Here is a 16,448-nt window from a genome sequence, read left to right as displayed (position 1 = left end):
CCGCAGCCGCCCGACGGCACGCACCCCTACGGCGCTGACGCGAACAACCCCCTACCCCCGCAGCGCCTCGAACGCCTCCCGCCCCGCAACCCCGATCGCCAGATCGATATCCGCGGCCAGCCCCGCGCAGCGGCCCGCACGGGTCAACGCGGCCATGGCCACCCGGTCCCCGGAATCCGCCTCGACCACCCCGATCTCGTGCCGGAGATGCAGGAACGTACCGGTCTTGCCGCTCCACCGCAGCGTGTCCGCCCGCAGTTCGCTCGCCAGCCGGTGGGTGAAGACCTGGTGCCCCATCAGCCGGCGCAGCTCCGCCGTCGCCCCGGGAGCGGCGATCTCGTCGCGCCACACCCGCTGGAGCAGGCCGACGAGCGCCGCGGCCGAGCCGGCGTTGGCATGGGCCGGGTCCAGGGTCTCGATGGTGTGCCGGCCCGCCCGCTCGTCCCGGACGGCCAGCTCCAGCGCGAGCGAGAAGTCGTTGCCGGCGGCACCGGCGGCGCACTCGTACAGGTGGTTCATCCGGTGCCGCACCCGGATCCCGTCACACCCCCAGGCGCCCAGCCGCGCGTCGACGTCCGCCGCGGGCACCAGGTCGAGCAGCGCGTCCGCGGCGGCGTTGTCGCTCACCGACAACATCAGCAGAAGCAGGTCGCCGACGGCCACGGTGGCCGGGTGCCGGAAGGCGGCGAGCCCGGTGGGACCGACGCTGCTCGTGCCCGGGTCCACTGTCACCGGATGCGCCGCGTCGAGGTCCCCGGCCGCGATCCGGTCCAGCGTCACCAGGGCGATCGGGACCTTCGCCACCGACGCCAGCGGTGTCGACTCGTCGATGTCGAAGCCGAGTTGTTCACCGGTGTCGAGGTTGCGGGCGAGGAAGGAGCCGCGGACGCCGAGCGCCGCCCACTCCGTGGCGATCGCCTCGGCGACGTCCAGAAGGGCCCCGTCGTCGCCGGTGTACACCGGGTGGTGCACCGTCGCGCTCATCCGCGCGCCGCCAGCCGTGCCGGGAGGTCCTCGCCCCTGGCGCCCGGCTCCGGGCCGCCGCTCCGGTCGGGTACGGCGCCCACGGCCGACGCGAGCAGCGCGGTCAGCCAGCCGGGTACGTCCTCCGTACCGTTCCGCCCCGGCGCGGCGCTCACGTCGTACCCGCGATGCAGGGCGCGGTCGGCCAGGGGTGCCCAGTGCGCCCCGTGCTGCCGGGCGAACGGCTCGGCGCACAGCAGCAGCGCCCGGCCGGCCAGCGTCTCGGCGAGCGCGGTGGCCGCAGGCCCGGCCGGCCGGATCCGCGCCTCGGGCAGCCCGGCGCGCGCGGCGGCCCGCGCCAACCTTTCCTCGAAATAGGGCACTTGATCCTCCGTCAGAAGCAGCAGCGGTGGTGGGGCGGCGGTTTTGGCGCCGCGGCCGCGGCGCGGCCGTAGCTCTTCGAGGTGAACCGCACGCCGCGAGGCACCGCTCGCCGTGGACGCCAGTCCCAAGGGCACCCGGAACGGGGCCTGTTCCGGAGCGCCCCGCACCAGCGCATAGCCGAGCGAGCCGTCGGCCAGCCCGGAGGCCCGCTCCAGGGGCGGCAGCTCCCGCATGCCGAGGGTGATCCCGTGCTCGGTGCCGGCGCGGATGGCCCGGGCCAGCGCGGCCGGGGCGCAGTCCGCGGGCACCCCGACGGCACGCACCCGTGAGCTGTGGGCCGAGCGGGCGACGTGCCGCAGCCGCTGGGCCCGGTCCAGCACGTCCCGTGCGTACGGGAGCAGCAGCACCCCCAGCTCGGTGGTCGCGATCTGCCGCCGGGACCGGTCGAACAGCAGGCCGCCGAAGTGCTCCTCCAGCGTCTTGATGCGGCGGCTGAGCAGTGGCTGGGCGATACCGAGCCGGTCGGCCGCCCGCGAGAAGCTCGCCTCGTCGGCCGTCGCCACGTACGCCTCCAGGTGTGCAAGAAGATCCACCCAGCACTCATATCAATTAGCTATGGGATCTTCAAAGTTCACTCTTGGACATGGATGGGCTCCAGCTGTTTCGCTGTCCCCGTCGAAGATCGACTTCGATGACGGACGACTGGGAGGACTCCGCCCATGACCAGCACCGACCGCACCATGACCGGCATCGACCACCCCGCCCCGCTGCCGCGCCGTGGCCTGATCAAGGCCGGCCTCGCGCTCACCGGTGCCGCCGTGACCGCGAGCGCGCTCGCCACGCCCGCCGCGGCCGCGGACGCCGGATCCCGCGCCGGACAGGCCGAGCTGGCCGATCTGGAGCAGCGCTACGGCGCCCGGCTCGGCGTGTACGCGCGCAACGTCCGCACCGGGCGGACCGTGACCCACCGGGCGGGGGAGCGGTTCGCGATGTGCTCGACGTTCAAGGCGTTCGCCGCGGCGGCGGTCCTGCGCGATCAGGCCGGCTGTGCCCCGCTGGACAGGGTGGTCCACTACCCGCCGCACGACATCCTGCCCAACTCGCCGCGGACCGAGGAGCATCTGACGACCGGGATGACCGTGGCCGACCTGTGCGCGGCGGCGATCCAGTACAGCGACAACACGGCCGGCAACCTGCTGCTCCGTGAGATCGGCGGCCCGGCCGGCCTCACCCGCTTCTACCGGTCGCTCGGCGACGAGGTGAGCCGGCTGGACCGGTGGGAGCCGGAGCTGAACACCGCGATTCCCGGCGACCCGCGTGACACCACGACTCCCGAGGCCGTCGCCGCGAGCCTGGAACGCCTCACCGTGGGCCGGGCCCTGTCCGACGCCGACCGCGAGCGATTCGTCGCCTGGCTGAAGGGCAACACCACCAGCACGGCGCGGTTCCGTGCGGGGCTGCCCCGGGACTGGGTCCTGGCGGACAAGACCGGTACCGGCTCCTACGCCACCGCCAACGACGTCGGAGTGGCCTGGACGACCCGGCGGACCCCCCTGGTGCTGGCCGTCCTGTCCACCAAGCCCACCGCGGACGCTCCCGTGGACGAGGCACTGATCGCCGAAGCGGCCCGCATCGTGGCGCGCACCCTGGCCCCCGGCGAGTAGCCCCCCTGTATTCACCTACATGGATAGAAATCATGTACGCGGATATTGACGCGTGCATGACGCCTCCCTACCGTCGGGAAGGTCCAGGGGAAAGCGCTTTCTCCAGCCCCACACCATGCCACCAACGGTCGCCGGGTTCACCCCCTGGACCACTCGCATCCGCTCAGCCGACCCAACCCGCAGGGAGACAAGCTGATGCAACCGAGACCAGCCATGGCGTGCGCCGCTCTGCTCGCCGGTGCGCTCGTCGCGATGTCCGGCACCGCGGCCCAGGCCGCCACCATCCGGTACGAGGCCGAGAGTTCCCCCGCGGTCTGTACCGGCACCATCGACTCCGACTGGGCCGGCCACTCCGGCAGCGGCTTCTGCAACGGCACCAACGCCCCTGGTGCCTATGCCGAGTTCACCGTGAACGCCGCCAGTGCGGGCACCGCGGCCCTGGGCATCCGCTTCGCCAACGGGTCGACCACCGCACGGCCCGCCACGATCGCGGTCAACGGCACGGCGACCGCCACCGCGTCCTTCGAGGCCACCGGCGCCTGGACCACCTGGGTCACCGAGACGCTCACGGTGCCCGTCAAGGCCGGCGGCAACACCATCCGCCTCACCCCCACCACCGCCGACGGCCTGCCCAACCTCGACTACCTGGACGCCGACGTGTCCACGGCCGCGACCGGCACCGTGCTCTACGTGTCACCGACCGGCACCGACGGCGCGGCCGGCACGGAGTCCACCCCGACCACGCTCACCTCGGCCATCAGTCACCGCTCGCGTTCGGGCCATGCCGGAGGTCCGGGAGCGGATCCGGCGCCGTCCGTGGAGCCGATCGAGGGCGGATTCCGCGGCCGCGGCCCGCGAGGCCGTGGTCCACCGGTCGATGCCTCCGGTGGGGAGCGCTCCTTCGAAATCGTCCGTGCCGACGTCCCTTTCCCGTACCGTGGTCACCCCGTCGATCACATGGGGGATTCGTATGGACCCGTTCGTGGTGGCCGCTGGGACGGCCGTGGTCAGTGCGATGGCGACACAGACCTGGCAGCAGACGCAGCAGGCGGTCGTCTCGTGGTGGCGTCGAGTACGTCCGGACGAGGCGGGGGAAGTCGACGCGCTTCTCGGTGAGACCCGCCGCCAGGTGCTGGCCGCGCGGGAGGAGCGCGACTCGGCCGGCGAGTCGGCGCTGGTGTCCGACTGGCAGCGGCGCCTGGCGGCGCTCCTGTGGGAGGACCCGCACCTGGCTGGCGAACTGCGTCGGTTGCTGCACGAGGTCGCGCCGGAGCGGACGATCCCCGACCAGGACCGGCCCGGCTCGCAGGTGTTGAAGGCGGAGGCCACAGGGCATGGCCGCGTGTACCAGGCGGGGCGCGACCAGCACATCACCGAGTCGTGAGTCCCTCACGCCGGGAACCATCGGGGGAACCGGATACCACGCTTCGCGCGGAGGCGTCGGCTCAGGCGAGGATCTATCAGGCGGGCCGCGACCAGTACATCGCGGAGCGGGACCTGCATCTGCACTACGTGGTCGGCGTGCGCGAGCGGCGCCGCGCGCAGCCGGGCGCCGAGTCCGGCACATGCCCGTATCCGGGGCTGGCCGCGTTCGAGACGGACGAGGCAGCCTGGTTTTTCGGGCGTGACGAGCTGATCGCCGATCTGCTGGTGCGGCTGGACCAGCGCCTGCGGGCCGGGGGACCGCTGATGGTGGTCGCTCCTTCGGGAGCCGGTAAGTCCTCACTCCTCAAGGCCGGCATGCTGCCCGCCCTGGCCGTCGGGGCGCTGCCCGGTTCCGCGCGGTGGCCCTGCGTACTGCTCACCCCGACGGCCGACCCGTTGGCGGCCCTGGCCACGGGCCTCGCGGCGGTCACCGGTGTCTCCCACCGGGAGACGGCGGAGATCCTGGCCGCCGGGCCGGCTTCCTGCGTGCGGATGTTGCGTGCGTTCCTGCAGCGACGACGGGACACCACGCCCGTGGAGGGCCGGTTCGTGTTCGTCGTCGACCAGCTCGAAGAGCTCTTCACCCTCTGTACCGACACGGAAGCCAAGAGCCGGTTTCTCGAACTGCTCGACGCCGTCGCAAGGGAAGGAGCCGGCGCCGACACTCCCGTCGGGCTGGTGATCTACGGGCTCCGGTCGGACTTCTACACTCCGTGCGCCAGCCATCCCCAGTTGCACAGTGCCCTCCAGGACCGTCAGATTCTCGTCGGTCCTATGTCGGAGGCCGATGTCCGGGATGCCATCCTGCTCCCGGCCCGGGAAGCGGGACTGGACGTGGAGCCCGACCTCGTCGAGGCGTTGCTGGCGGACCTCGGCATGGCACACCCGTCGACGGGGCGGCAGTCGGCGACGGACGCCGGCGAGGGCCGGTATGCGGCCGAGCGACTGCCGCTGCTCGCCCACGCGTTGCGCACGACGTGGCTGCGGCGGCACGGCCACACCCTGACCCTTCAGGGTTACCACGACACCGGGCGCATAGCGGGCGCCGTGGCGAAGACCGCGGACGACCTCTACGACAGGCTGGACGCGACCGGTCGGCAGACGGCCCGCAACCTCCTGCTGCGCCTGGTCAGGATCGGTGACGGCATCGAGGACATGCGTCGCCGTATGCCGTACGCGGATCTGCTCGACCAGGGATCACTGGGGTCGGAGCCTGCCGCGATCGCGGCGGTGGTGGAGCAGTTCACCGCGGCCCGGCTGCTGACGCGAGCGGCCGACAGCGTGGAGATCACTCACGAGGCCCTGTTGCGCGCATGGCCACGGTTACGCCAGTGGATCGAGGACGACCGGGTGGGCAACCTCATCCGTCAAAGCCTCGAAGAGGCAGCCTCCCACTGGGACACGGGCGGCCGCGCCGATCCCGGTCTGCTCTACGGCGGAGGCAGGCTGGAGGCGGCTCGCGCCTGGGCCGGCGAGGCGGGCGACCGCAGCCTGAGCTCGGCCGCCTCGGCGTTCCTCGCGGCCTCGCTCCACGCACAGCAGCGCTGGGTGCGGCTGCGACGCGCTGTCGTCAGCCTTCTCACCGTGCTGGTGGTTCTCACCTCCGGTGCCGCGGTATTCGCTTTCACCGAACGAGCCGCCGCGGAACGCCAGCGCAGCGCCGCCGTCTTCAACCAGCTCACCGCCGAGGCCGACAGCCTGCGCAGCACCCACTTGTCCGTCGCCGCCCAGCTCGACCTTGCCGCCTACCGCATGAGACGGACACCCGATCTCTACACCCGTCTGATCACCGACGCGAACAGCCCGCTGTCCTCCGTCCTCACCGGTAACACGCGCCCCGTCATGTCCACGACGTTCAGCCCGGACGGTCACATCCTCGCCTCCGCCTCGATGGACGGCACCGTACGACTGTGGACCGTCACGGGCCCGACCGCACCACGCCCGCTGGGCCGGCCTCTCACCGGTCACCAGGGAGGCGTCTATTCCCTGACCTTCAGTCCGGACGGCCGGGCCCTCGCCAGCAGTGGCTTCGACCGGACGGTACGGCTGTGGGACGTCACCGACCCGGCACGCCCCAACTCGCTGGGCCTGCCCTTGACCGGTCACGCCGGCACCATCGAATCAGTGGCTTTCAGCCCGGACGGGCACACCCTGGCCAGCGGCAGCCGGGACATGACCGTGCGGCTGTGGGACATCAGGGACCCGGCCGCCCCCCGACCGTTGGGGCAGCCCCTCACCGGCCACACCGGCAGTGTCCGGTCCGTGGCGTTCAGCCCCGACGGGCACACCCTCGCCAGCGCCGGCGCCGACACGACCGCACGGCTGTGGAACGTAACGGACCCGGAACGCCCACGCCTGCTGGGCAAACCCCTCACCGGCCACACCAAGGCGATCTGGTGTGTGGCGTTCGGCCCCGACGGGCACACCCTCGCCAGCGCCGGCACGGACAAGACCGCACGGCTCTGGAACATCGCCGACCCGGCACACGTGCGGCAGTCGGGCTCCCTCACCGGCCACACCGGCATCGTCAAGTCCGTGGCGTTCAGCGCGGACGGACAGACTCTCGCCAGCGGCAGCCTGGACCAAACGGTACGGCTGTGGAATGTCGCCGACCCGGCACGCGCACGACCGCTGGGCGAACCCCTCACCGGTCACACCAGCTCGGTCACTTCTGTGGCGTTCAGCCCCGACGGGCGCACCCTCGCCAGCGCGGGCAACGACCGGACGGTACGTCTGTGGCGCCTCCCCACCACGGTCGCAGTGGGCCACACCGGCGGCGTACAGGCGGTGGCGTTCAGCCGGGACGGGAAAACCCTGGCCAGCGCGAGCGCCGACCGGACGGTGCGGTTGTGGGACGTCACCGAACCGGCACACCCTGCCCCGCTGGGGAAGCCCCTCACCGGCCACACCGGCGGCGTACAGGCGGTGGCGTTCAGCCGGGACGGGAAAACCCTGGCCAGCGCGAGCGCCGACCGGACGGTGCGGTTGTGGGACGTCACCGACCCGGCGCGCGCCCGCACCATCGCTGAGCCCCTCACCGCCCACCGGGACCGGATCACTTCCGTCGTCTTCAGCCCCGACGGTCGTACGCTCGCCAGTGGGAGCATCGACCGGACAGTGCGGCTGTGGGACCTCACCGACCCGTCCCACCCTGCCGCACTGGGACGCCCCCTGACCGGCCAGGACGCCGTCGTCTCCTCCCTGGCCTTCAGCCCGGACGGTCACACACTCGCCGCCGGCGGTGGCCTGACGGTGCGGCTGTGGGACGTCACGGAGCCGGCCCGTCCCACCTCGCTGGGCACGCCACTCACCGGCCACGCCGAGGCCGTCGTCTCCGTGGCGTTCAGGCCGGACGGCCGCACCCTCGCCACCAGCGCCCTGGACGGCACCGTACGGCTGTGGAACGTCACCGACCCGGCACACCTGCGGCTGCGGGGTCAGCCCCTCACCAGCCACACCGGCGACGTCATGTCGCTGGCGTTCAGCCCCGACGGGCACACCCTGGCCACCGCCGGTCTGAACGGTCCGACAGGACTCTGGGACGTCACGGACCCGGCCGGTCCCACCCCGCTGGGCCAACCGCTCACCGGCCACACCGACTACGTCTGGTCCGTGGCGTTCAGCCCGGACGGGCAGACCCTCGCCACGGGGAGCGAGGACTTCACCATCCGGCTGTGGCGCATGAACGAAGACCAAGCCGTCAAGCACATTTGCGCGTACACGGATCCGCTCACGCGTCAGCAATGGAAGCGGTACGTACCCCAACTCGCCCCTCGGTCCCCCTGTACATGATCAAACCGTGGTCCGGCCGGGCCGCAACGGCTCCCTCCCGCCGAAGCTCTGGGTGGACAACACTTCGAACCATGGCTCAGTCGACGAGGTCGCCCGGTGTCACGGGGTGCGCCTCCAGGTCCGCCGTGGCCAGCAGGTCGGCGATCAGCTCCGGTGAACCGCCGACGTAGGTGCTTCTCAGGTCCACGTCTCCGCCCACCACCCAGGCGCGGTCCTGCGGCCACCACAGGTCGGGCAGCTCGGCGAACTCGTCCAGGGTCACCGGGGAGACGACGTCGGTCAGCCGGCCGGCCAGCAGCACCTCGTCCCGGCCCGGCGTCCCGAACGTCGGGAACCGGTCCCAGTCCCAGCGGCCGTACCCGTGCCACAGCCCGAACCAGCACCGTTCCGGAGTGCGGGTGTGCCGGGCCAGCACGGGCAGCAGCACCTGGGCGACGGGCGGCGGGGTCGGGCCCTCGTCGGGATGCTCGTCCCATACGCCGGGCAGGCCGTGGTCGGAGCGGTTGGCGTACTCCCGGTCCGTCCCGATGACCTCGTGCCAGCGGCTGACCGGTGTCACCCGCGTCCCGTGGGCGGCGGCCGCCGTGGACCAGCGCACCGGCCGGTCGCCGAGCCGCGCCGGGTGCAGGATCCGGGCGTAGGCGGCGAAGCCCGGCGCCGCGACGCCCGCGACCGTGCCGAGGGCGGCCGGTCCCGGCCCCTGGCCGGTGAGCCAGTCGGCGGGGGAGAGGTCGTCGGCCTGGGCCCGCAGGCGTCCGTACCACTCCGGGGCGGGTTCCTGGTCGACCAGGCGGAAGTCGTTCACCCGCACAGTGTGACGCGTGCCCGCCGGGGGCGGCCGACCGGGCGGGCCGGGGTCGAGGCCCCGGCCCGCCCTTCACCTCAGGAGTCCGCCGGCTGCTCGGGGCTGCCGTAGGGACGGGTGATGATCTCCAACGCGTGTCCGGACGGGTCCATGAAGTACAGGCCCCGGCCGCCGAAGTGATGGTTGATCTCGCCCGGCTGCTTTCGGTGCGGATCGGCGTAGTAGGTGAGCCCGGCCTGCCGTATCCGGGCGAAGGCCGCGTCGAACTCCTCCTCGGAGACGAGGAAGGCGTAGTGCTGCATGACGATGGACTCCGCCGGGATCGTGGCGAAGTCGAGGGTCACCCCGTTGCTCGTGTCGACGGGGACGAACGGGCCCCACTCGGACCCGACCTCCAGGCCCAGGATGCGGGCCAGGAACTCGGCGGACTCCCGGTTGTCCCGGGCATGGACGATGGTGTGGTTCAACTCGACTGACATCAGTGGAATGCCTCCGTCAGGCAATCTCACGGGCACCTCCATGCCTCACCCGGCCGGTGACCGACACGCGATGCCGTACGACGATCGTACCGTCCTGTCCTGGGGCGCCAGGCGGTGCCCCGGTGCACCCCGGCACCGCCGGCCACCGTCAACGCCACGGTGGAGTCGGCCAGTTGGCCGCCGGGCGCGGTCACGGGCGCACGGACGGCGCGGCGAGGCCGGCAGGGCGGCCGTGGCCTGAGCATGGTCTGCGGGCTGCGGCGGTGGAGGCGGGCGTCGGCAGTACGAGTTTCCCAGTACCGGCAGTAACATGATCAGCTGGTTCCGGGTGTACCAGTCAGTCAACTCGGCGCCGTCCCCGGACGCGCCCGGCCCGGAGAAGTCGATGTCTTCTGTCAACGACGCGTTGGAGAACGCGCAGTTCAACTACGAGCAGCACATGCGGACCTGCCGCCAGTGCCATGCCGACGGCGCGCCCTGCGCCGTGGCGAAGCACCTCCTGCGGCTCTACAACCTCGCCCGCAGGGACCGGATGCGGGCCGGCGGGCCGCACACGCCCTGACCGGCGCGGATTCGTCTGTCGCGAGGGGGGAACCCGGTCGGCTGTCCCGTTCGCCCGAGACGCAGGAGGCCACCGTGACGGACCGGCGCAGTGACCGGCCGAACCCGGTCACCCAGCACGCCCGCCCCGACTTCCCCTCTCAGGATCAGCCGCATCCGGGCTGGACCGGCCCGATGGACCCGCCGCCCGACCACGGCGAGGAGTCCTACCGTGGCACCGGCCGTCTCGACGGCCGCAAGACCGTGATCACGGGAGGGGACTCCGGCATCGGACGGGCGGTGGCGATCGCCTTCGCCCGCGAGGGCGCCGACGTGCTCTTCACCCATCTCGACGAGGAGGAGGACGACGCTCGCGAGACGGCCCGGCTGGTGGAGGACGCGGGGCGCAAGGCGGTCGCCGTGTCCTGTGACATCCGCGACGAGGACAACTGCCGGTCGCTGATCGACCGGGCGGCCGACGAGCTCGGCCGTATCGACGTCCTGGTGAACAACGCGGCCTACCAGATGTCCCAGCCGGACGGCATCGAGGCGATCAGCACCGAGCAGTTCGACCGGGTGATGCGGACGAACCTGTACGGGATGTTCTGGCTGACGAAATTCGCCCTGCCGCACATCCCGGCCGGCGGCTGTGTCATCAACTCCACGTCGGTGCAGGCGTACAAGCCCAGCCCGCATCTGCTGGACTACGCGATGACCAAGGGGGCGATCGTCACCTTCACGCAGGGGCTGGCCCAGATGCTCGCCGAGCGCGGCATCCGGGTCAACGCGGTCGCGCCGGGGCCGGTGTGGACACCGCTCATCCCCTCGACCATGCCCGACACGGCGGAGTTCGGTAAGCAGAGCCCGCTCGGCCGCCCGGCCCAGCCCGCCGAGCTGGCGCCCGCCTACGTCTATCTCGCCTCCCCCCAGGCGAGCTTCATCACCGCGGAGATCCTGAACGCGACCGGCGGCACACCGCTGCCCTGACCGGCACACCGCTGTCCCGACCGGCCACGGGGCGCGCACCGCCGTCCCGCGGCGCACCGCGGTCCGAATCGGCCCTGGGTGTTCAACCCTGGGCGTTCCCGCAGGTTCTCACGCGGCAGAAGGCCCGCCCCGACGGCCCGGGCCTTCTGCCGCCCCCGGCCAAGGGGTCGCCGCGCTCCGTTCACCAGCGGTGTGTCTCCGCGAAGAAGTCGGGGATCTCGACGGCCTTCTGCTCGGCGCGGGCCCTCTGGTGCACATAGGCGCCGAGCGCGAGGTCGAGGATGCCGAGCCCGAAGGGCGAGAAGACCACCGGCTGGTCGTCCGGCAGGGACACCTCGCCGTTGAGCACGCCGGCCAGCGTGCCGGTGACGAAGTCCCGGCCGCCGGTGGCCTGTTCGGCCAGGTGCGGTGAGGTGTTGGCCTTCATGCAGTGCTCGACGTCGTCGAAGATGTTCGCCGACGCGAGGATCACCTCGGGGGCGAGGTCGCGCAGCGACAGGTTCAGCACGACCTGGCCGGGCTTGAACGGGGTGTGCACATAGGGTGTGCCGGCGGTGGTGGTGAACACGACCGTGTCGGCCGCGAGAGCGGCGGCGAGATCGTCGGTGAAGACGGCGCTCTGCGCCAGCTCGCCGTTCAGGTGCCCGACCAGTGCCGTGCCGGACTCGGCGTGCAGATCGTGCACCAGGAACTCGTCGGGTTCACACCCGGCCGCCTTCAGGTACTCGCAGACGTTGCGGGCGATGATGCCCGCGCCGATCACGGCGACCCGCGTACCCCGGTATCCGCCGGGACGCAGCGCACGGGCCGCGACGGCCGCGGACGCGGCGGTGCGGGCGGCACTGATCTGGGCGGCCTCCAGGCAGGCGACCGGATAGCCGGTCTCGTAGTCGTTGAGGATCAGCACGGCCGAGGCCCGCGGAATGGACTTCGTCGTGTTGGACGGGAAGCTGGAGATCCACTTGATGCCGGCCAGCTGCACGTCCGCACCGAGGAAGGACGGCAGGGCGATGATCCGTGCGTCGGGTTTCTCCGGGAAACGCAGGAAGTAGCTGTCGGGATTGACGGACTCGCCGGCCTCGTGATCCAGGTAGGTCTGCTTCACGAGGTCCAGCACCGCGAGCCGGTCGCGGGTCAGGATCTCGTGGACCACCGGTCCGGCGACCAGGTCGAAGTCGAACATGAAGGTGTTCCCTCTCTGCGTTGTACCGAAGATCGTGTCGAGGTGACGGTCCCCCAGGTCGGGGAGCACCGCGCGCAGGGGGCGCTGCGGGACGCCGCCGGATCGCTGCGTCCGCGGTCGGTCACGCAGGTGAAGGGTATTCCCTTCGCCGCCGCGATGACGCTGAGGGCCACGCCGAGATGTCACCGTGCCCACCCTCACCGACAACCTCACCACCATCGCCGTCGCCTCACGCCAACTCCCTTACCGGGGCGGCTGTATGCTCACGAACACATGTGCGGGACGGCGAAGTGACGCACTCCGCACCGTCACAGTTGCATACAGGGGGGAATCGTGCCCGAACGGCACCATCGGCCGGCGCGCCTGGGGAGAGCCGCCGCCGTCACTACCGCGCTCGTCGTCACGGCGGGCCTCGCACTGCCCTCGCTCGCGCCCGCGTACGCGGTCACCGGCGAGGTCACCATCGCCGCGCCCGACGCCGACGTCGACCGGCAGCTCACCGTCGTGACCAGCGCCCGCCTCGGCGCGGTGTACCAGGAGGAGGGCACCGACGGCTACGTCTGGGTCGGCAACGGAAAGACCGTCCCGGCGCTGAAGGGCGTGCCCGCGCAGTCCTTCTTCTTCACGAGCGACTACGACAACTGGGTCTACTACTCCGCCGCCGCCGACGACGGCCGCACCCGCGTCGTCCGGCTCAAGCTGGACGACGGCACCTCGTGGGGCCTCACCCTGCCCGACGGCTACGAGCACCCCCAGGTCAGCAACGGCCTGGTGCTCGTCTCCCGGCAACTCGACGGCGACGCCCACGAGTACCGGGTCGTCCGGGGCAGGGACGGCGGCACGGTCTACGACGTCCCGGTGCACCTGCCGGAGGGTGCCACGGCCGAGGCCGAACCGAAGATCCTCGCGGGTGAGGGCACCGACTTCATCGTCCGCTACCAGAAGGACGGCCGCGCCGCCTACGGCATCGTCAACGGCATCAGCGGAGCGGTCACGCCCCTCCAGGTGACCGGACCGGCGAGCAGCTTCCGGCTCAACCGTTCCTGGGTGTCGTGGTACAGCAGCGAGGGCGAGGCCGGAATCCGGATCAGGGCGCGCGCCAGCGCGGGTGGCACCCCCGGCGTGCGGACCGTGCCGACGTCGGCCCCGGACGCGGAGGTCACCTCCTTCCTCGTCGGCGACTACCTGCTCTGGTACGAGGGCTCCGGCGGGCCGCTGCACAACCTGACGCTCGGCCCGGACGCCGCCCCGGTGCTGGCCGACGTGGAGGGGGCATGGCAGTTCGGCGACGAGCTGACCGTGCTCGGCCGGGCCACCACCGACGGCCCGCGCACCCTCTACTTCGTCTCCGTGGACGGCAACGGCAACGTCGCGGCCACACCCCGGCACACCCTGACCCCCGTCCACTACGACGGCTCGGTCGGCGCCCTCGGCCTGGACCGCGGCACCGTCCGCCTCCTCAACACCGTGCGCGGCACGAGCACGTTGCACAGCCAGGACATCGGCACGGCCCTCGCGCCGGCCGGCGGGGCACCGCTGACGCCGGCCGCCACCTCCGCCGGCACCGGCCCGGGCCGCTTCGCCGACGGCGGCGACGAGGGCCTCGCCCAGCTGGCCACCGACCCGGCCACCGGCAAAGACGTCCTCACCACCGCCGACGACCCGGACGGGAACATCCCGTTGCCCGCCGGCGACGGCCGCATCCAGGACGTCTCCCCGCAGTACGTGCTGTACCGGGGCGGCGGCAAGCAGTACGTCGTGGACATCGCCGCCGGCAAGATCGTCCGCGAGCAGCAGACGCAGGCCGCCGCGCTCGACCACAGCACCCTCTGGACGCCGTCCGCCACGGCGGGCCAGATCGTCGGCACCAGCCTGCGCACCGGAAAGACCGTGCGCACCGTCACCACGGACAGCGGCTGCGTCCCCGGTGACGTGCGCACCAACGGCACCTACCTGTACTGGAGTTGCGCCGCCCAGCAGAAGGCCGGAATCGTCCGGCCCGACACACCGGGCTTCAGCTATCCGGTTCCGGTAGGCGACGTCCTCTTCGGGGACGGTTTCTTCGCCTTCCACGACCCCGTGGCGAAGGTGCTCCGGCTGACCCAGCTCCACGACCAGGCCGTCGACTCCCTCGATCCGATCCGCGGCATCGCCACCACGACGGCGGCCGACACCCGCGGGGTCACCTGGACCGTCGACCGCCGCTCCAACAAGGTCGCCTACGTGGACGCGGACGACACCGTCCACGTCGTCGGCGCCTACGACACCACCTGGCTCCCGGCCCGGCTCACCGTGCCCGACTCCCTCGCCCCCACCACGTTCGCGGCGGCCGGCGGCAGCGCGCGGTGGACCGGCCGCTGGTGGCTGTCCAAGCCCGCCGCCTCCTGGAAGCTGACCCTCAAGAGCGCCACCACCGGAGCCGTCCAGCGCACCTGGCAGGGCGGAGCCGCCCGCAGCTCGGTGCGGGTGACCTGGGACGGACGGAACGAGTCCGCCTCCCTCGTGCCCAACGGCGCCTACACCTGGACGCTGACCGGCACCCCCGCCGACGGCGCCGGCTCCGCCCTGTCCGCCTCGGGCACCGTCCACGTCTCGGGCGCGGCGGCCGTACTGCGCGACCACGCCGGCTCCGACGGCATCGGCGACCTGTTCAGCCTCAGCTCCTCCGGTTCGCTGAGCATCCACAAGGGCGACGGCAAGGGCGGCCTCTCCGGCAAGATCTCCGCCTCCGGCTGGCCGGCCTCCGTCAAGGCCGTGCCGGTCGGCGACCTCAGCGGTGACCGCTGCAACGACGTCCTGGTGCGCTTCTCCAGCGGCACCCTGCGCGCGTACCGGCCCGGTTGCGGCAAGGCCCTCACGACGTCGACCCCGTACACCTCGCTGGGCAGCGGCTTCGACCAGTACGACGTCCTGACCTCCCCGGGTGATGTCACCGGCGACGGGCGTGCCGACCTGATCGCGCGCAACGCCGGCACCGGCACGGTCTACCTGTACAAGGCGACCAGCACTGGCAAGCTGTCCGCGCGGGTCAAGCTGTACGCGGACTGGCGGAGTTACAAGAAGGTCGTCGGCGCCGGGGACCTCAACGGCGACGGCCGCGGCGACCTCCTCGTGCAGGACCGGTCGAACACCCTGTGGCGCTACAACGGCACCGGGTCGGGCACCTTCACCGCCCGCACGAAGGTCGCCGCCGACTGGGGGGCCTCTTACAACGTCGTCGTCGGCGCGGGCGACCTCACCGGTGACGGCAAGGCCGACCTCGTGGCCCGTGACAGCTCCGGCACGCTGTGGCGCAGCAACGGCAACGGCAAGGGCTCCTTCGGCGCCCGCGCGAAGATCGCCACCGGCTGGGGCGGCTACAAGGGCGTGTTCTAGCCGAGACCGACCCGGAAGGCGCCCCCGGCCCGGGGGCGCTGTCCGTGGCGACGAGCGCGCCGGCCGGCCGCCGGGATCGATTACCTGACAGGTCATCGATCCCGGCGCGCCGGCATGTCACGATCGTCGCGCACGCAGCCCGATCGACCGGAAGGACACCATGCCCGCCTACGCCATAGCGCACTTGCACGAGGCCGCTCCGCACCCGGAGATCGCCGAGTACATCGAGCGCATCAGCGCCACCTTCCAGCCGTACGGCGGCCGCTTCCTCGTGCACGCCGGGCAGCACGAAGTCAAGGAGGGCAGCTGGCCCGGGCACGTCGTGGTGATCTCATTCCCTACGATCACCGAGGCGCGGGCCTGGTGGGACTCGCCCGCGTACCAGGAGATCGCACCGCTGCGCTCCCGGCACATCGCCGGCGACATCATCCTCGTCCCGGGCGTCCCCGAGGACTACGACCCCGCCGCCACCGCAAAGGCGATGCGGGAGGGCATGGCTGCCGAATAGCGCCCGTCCACCACCCGCGACGCGCCCACCGTCGACCGACGGTGGGCGCGTGTCCTTCTGGCGGGACACTCGACGCGCCCGGTCTGCCGCCTTACGACCGCCCCGGGCTCCCTCACCACGTCAGAACATGATCAGCAAAGTGGTCCGGAAGCGGAACCGGAAACGCGCCACGGCGGTCGCGGCGAGAAGGCGATCAGCCCGGACGCGATCACGACACTCACGGCGACGACGCGGCTGTTGACGAAGTACCGGCCGAATTCCTGCTGTGCGAACACGCGCCGGAAGGAATCCAGCGAAGGCGACGACGCGCACGCCGTGCAACGCGCCTCGCTGCCGACGGCGA

12 protein-coding genes and 2 pseudogenes are annotated in these 16,448 nt (G+C 72.0%); 8 read left to right on the top strand and 6 right to left on the bottom strand.

Features of this window, described 5'->3' with window-relative positions:
• Positions 1 to 51: 51 nt before the first annotated feature.
• Both ACZ7DL_RS25735 and ACZ7DL_RS25730 read right to left on the bottom strand, forming a co-directional pair.
• On the bottom strand, positions 52 to 984 hold the full coding sequence (locus ACZ7DL_RS25735) for a serine hydrolase (protein WP_470777417.1): 933 nt from the start codon (positions 982 to 984) through the stop codon (positions 52 to 54).
• The gene (locus ACZ7DL_RS25730) at positions 981 to 1,940 is read right to left on the bottom strand and encodes a LysR family transcriptional regulator (protein WP_470777416.1); all 960 of its coding nucleotides are present in this window, start codon (positions 1,938 to 1,940) and stop codon (positions 981 to 983) included. The genes ACZ7DL_RS25735 and ACZ7DL_RS25730 overlap by 4 nt, the downstream gene beginning before the upstream one ends.
• Positions 1,941 to 2,087: 147 nt before the next feature.
• On the opposite strand from ACZ7DL_RS25730, the gene bla reads away from it, so the two are divergent.
• The 4 genes and pseudogenes from bla to ACZ7DL_RS25710 all read left to right on the top strand — a co-directional run bounded on the left by bla (position 2,088) and on the right by ACZ7DL_RS25710 (position 8,228).
• Positions 2,088 to 3,011 carry a class A beta-lactamase gene (gene bla / locus ACZ7DL_RS25725; protein ID WP_470777608.1) on the top strand — a complete coding sequence of 308 codons (924 nt, stop codon included), beginning with the start codon at positions 2,088 to 2,090 and terminating at the stop codon, positions 3,009 to 3,011.
• 195 nt (positions 3,012 to 3,206) lie between these two features.
• Positions 3,207 to 3,791: pseudogene (locus ACZ7DL_RS25720) on the top strand (carbohydrate-binding protein); the annotation flags it as partial.
• Between the two features lie 349 nt (positions 3,792 to 4,140).
• Entirely contained in the window at positions 4,141 to 4,395 is a 255-nt protein-coding gene (locus ACZ7DL_RS25715; RefSeq protein ID WP_470777414.1) for a hypothetical protein, read from the top strand.
• On the top strand, positions 4,392 to 8,228 hold the full coding sequence (locus ACZ7DL_RS25710) for an nSTAND1 domain-containing NTPase (RefSeq protein ID WP_470777412.1): 3,837 nt from the start codon (positions 4,392 to 4,394) through the stop codon (positions 8,226 to 8,228). Before ACZ7DL_RS25715 ends, ACZ7DL_RS25710 begins: the two co-directional genes overlap by 4 nt.
• Before the next feature lie 76 nt (positions 8,229 to 8,304).
• Here the strand turns inward: ACZ7DL_RS25710 and ACZ7DL_RS25705 are convergent, their stop codons facing one another.
• On the bottom strand, positions 8,305 to 9,033 hold the full coding sequence (locus tag ACZ7DL_RS25705) for a hypothetical protein (protein WP_470777411.1): 729 nt from the start codon (positions 9,031 to 9,033) through the stop codon (positions 8,305 to 8,307).
• A 77-nt stretch (positions 9,034 to 9,110) separates the two neighbouring features.
• On the bottom strand, positions 9,111 to 9,512 hold the full coding sequence (locus ACZ7DL_RS25700; protein ID WP_470777410.1) for a VOC family protein: 402 nt from the start codon (positions 9,510 to 9,512) through the stop codon (positions 9,111 to 9,113).
• A gap of 310 nt (positions 9,513 to 9,822) precedes the next feature.
• On the opposite strand from ACZ7DL_RS25700, the gene ACZ7DL_RS25695 reads away from it, so the two are divergent.
• Entirely contained in the window at positions 9,823 to 10,074 is a 252-nt protein-coding gene (locus ACZ7DL_RS25695) for a hypothetical protein (RefSeq protein WP_470777408.1), read from the top strand.
• Positions 10,075 to 10,148: 74 nt separating this feature from the next.
• Positions 10,149 to 11,039 carry an SDR family oxidoreductase gene (locus ACZ7DL_RS25690; protein ID WP_470777406.1) on the top strand — a complete coding sequence of 297 codons (891 nt, stop codon included), beginning with the start codon at positions 10,149 to 10,151 and terminating at the stop codon, positions 11,037 to 11,039.
• Positions 11,040 to 11,220: 181 nt separating this feature from the next.
• On the opposite strand, the gene sbnB is transcribed toward ACZ7DL_RS25690, so the two are convergent.
• Entirely contained in the window at positions 11,221 to 12,222 is a 1,002-nt protein-coding gene (gene sbnB / locus ACZ7DL_RS25685) for a 2,3-diaminopropionate biosynthesis protein SbnB (RefSeq protein WP_470777405.1), read from the bottom strand.
• Positions 12,223 to 12,555: 333 nt separating this feature from the next.
• Here sbnB and ACZ7DL_RS25680 point away from each other — a divergent pair, with 333 nt between their 5' ends.
• Together ACZ7DL_RS25680 and ACZ7DL_RS25675 are read left to right on the top strand one after the other, a co-directional pair.
• Positions 12,556 to 15,597, top strand: coding sequence for an FG-GAP-like repeat-containing protein (locus tag ACZ7DL_RS25680; protein ID WP_470777403.1), 3,042 nt, complete (start codon positions 12,556 to 12,558; stop codon positions 15,595 to 15,597).
• A gap of 160 nt (positions 15,598 to 15,757) precedes the next feature.
• Positions 15,758 to 16,105: a DUF1330 domain-containing protein gene (locus ACZ7DL_RS25675; RefSeq protein ID WP_470777401.1), complete on the top strand. Its 348-nt coding sequence runs from the start codon at positions 15,758 to 15,760 to the stop codon at positions 16,103 to 16,105.
• 123 nt (positions 16,106 to 16,228) lie between these two features.
• Here ACZ7DL_RS25675 and ACZ7DL_RS25670 read toward each other — a convergent pair.
• Positions 16,229 to 16,407, bottom strand: a pseudogene (locus ACZ7DL_RS25670) (carbohydrate ABC transporter permease); the annotation flags it as partial.
• Between the last annotated feature and the right edge of the window lie 41 nt (positions 16,408 to 16,448).

This window comes from Streptomyces sp. NPDC036984 (assembly GCF_055607665.1).
The sequence above is the reverse complement of the archived record's forward strand: the minus strand, read 5'-3'. Positions and strand labels throughout refer to the sequence as shown.

Bases quoted from the DNA above. Each gene is read 5' to 3' on its own strand.
- bla (WP_470777608.1), top strand. From the start codon at position 2,088: ATGACCGGCATCGACCACCCCGCCCCGCTGCCGCGCCGTGGCCTGATC.
- ACZ7DL_RS25700 (WP_470777410.1), bottom strand. From the start codon at position 9,512: ATGTCAGTCGAGTTGAACCACACCATCGTCCATGCCCGGGACAACCGG.
- ACZ7DL_RS25675 (WP_470777401.1), top strand. From the start codon at position 15,758: ATGCCCGCCTACGCCATAGCGCACTTGCACGAGGCCGCTCCGCACCCG.
- ACZ7DL_RS25695 (WP_470777408.1), top strand. From the start codon at position 9,823: ATGATCAGCTGGTTCCGGGTGTACCAGTCAGTCAACTCGGCGCCGTCC.
- ACZ7DL_RS25735 (WP_470777417.1), bottom strand. From the start codon at position 984: ATGAGCGCGACGGTGCACCACCCGGTGTACACCGGCGACGACGGGGCC.
- sbnB (WP_470777405.1), bottom strand. From the start codon at position 12,222: ATGTTCGACTTCGACCTGGTCGCCGGACCGGTGGTCCACGAGATCCTG.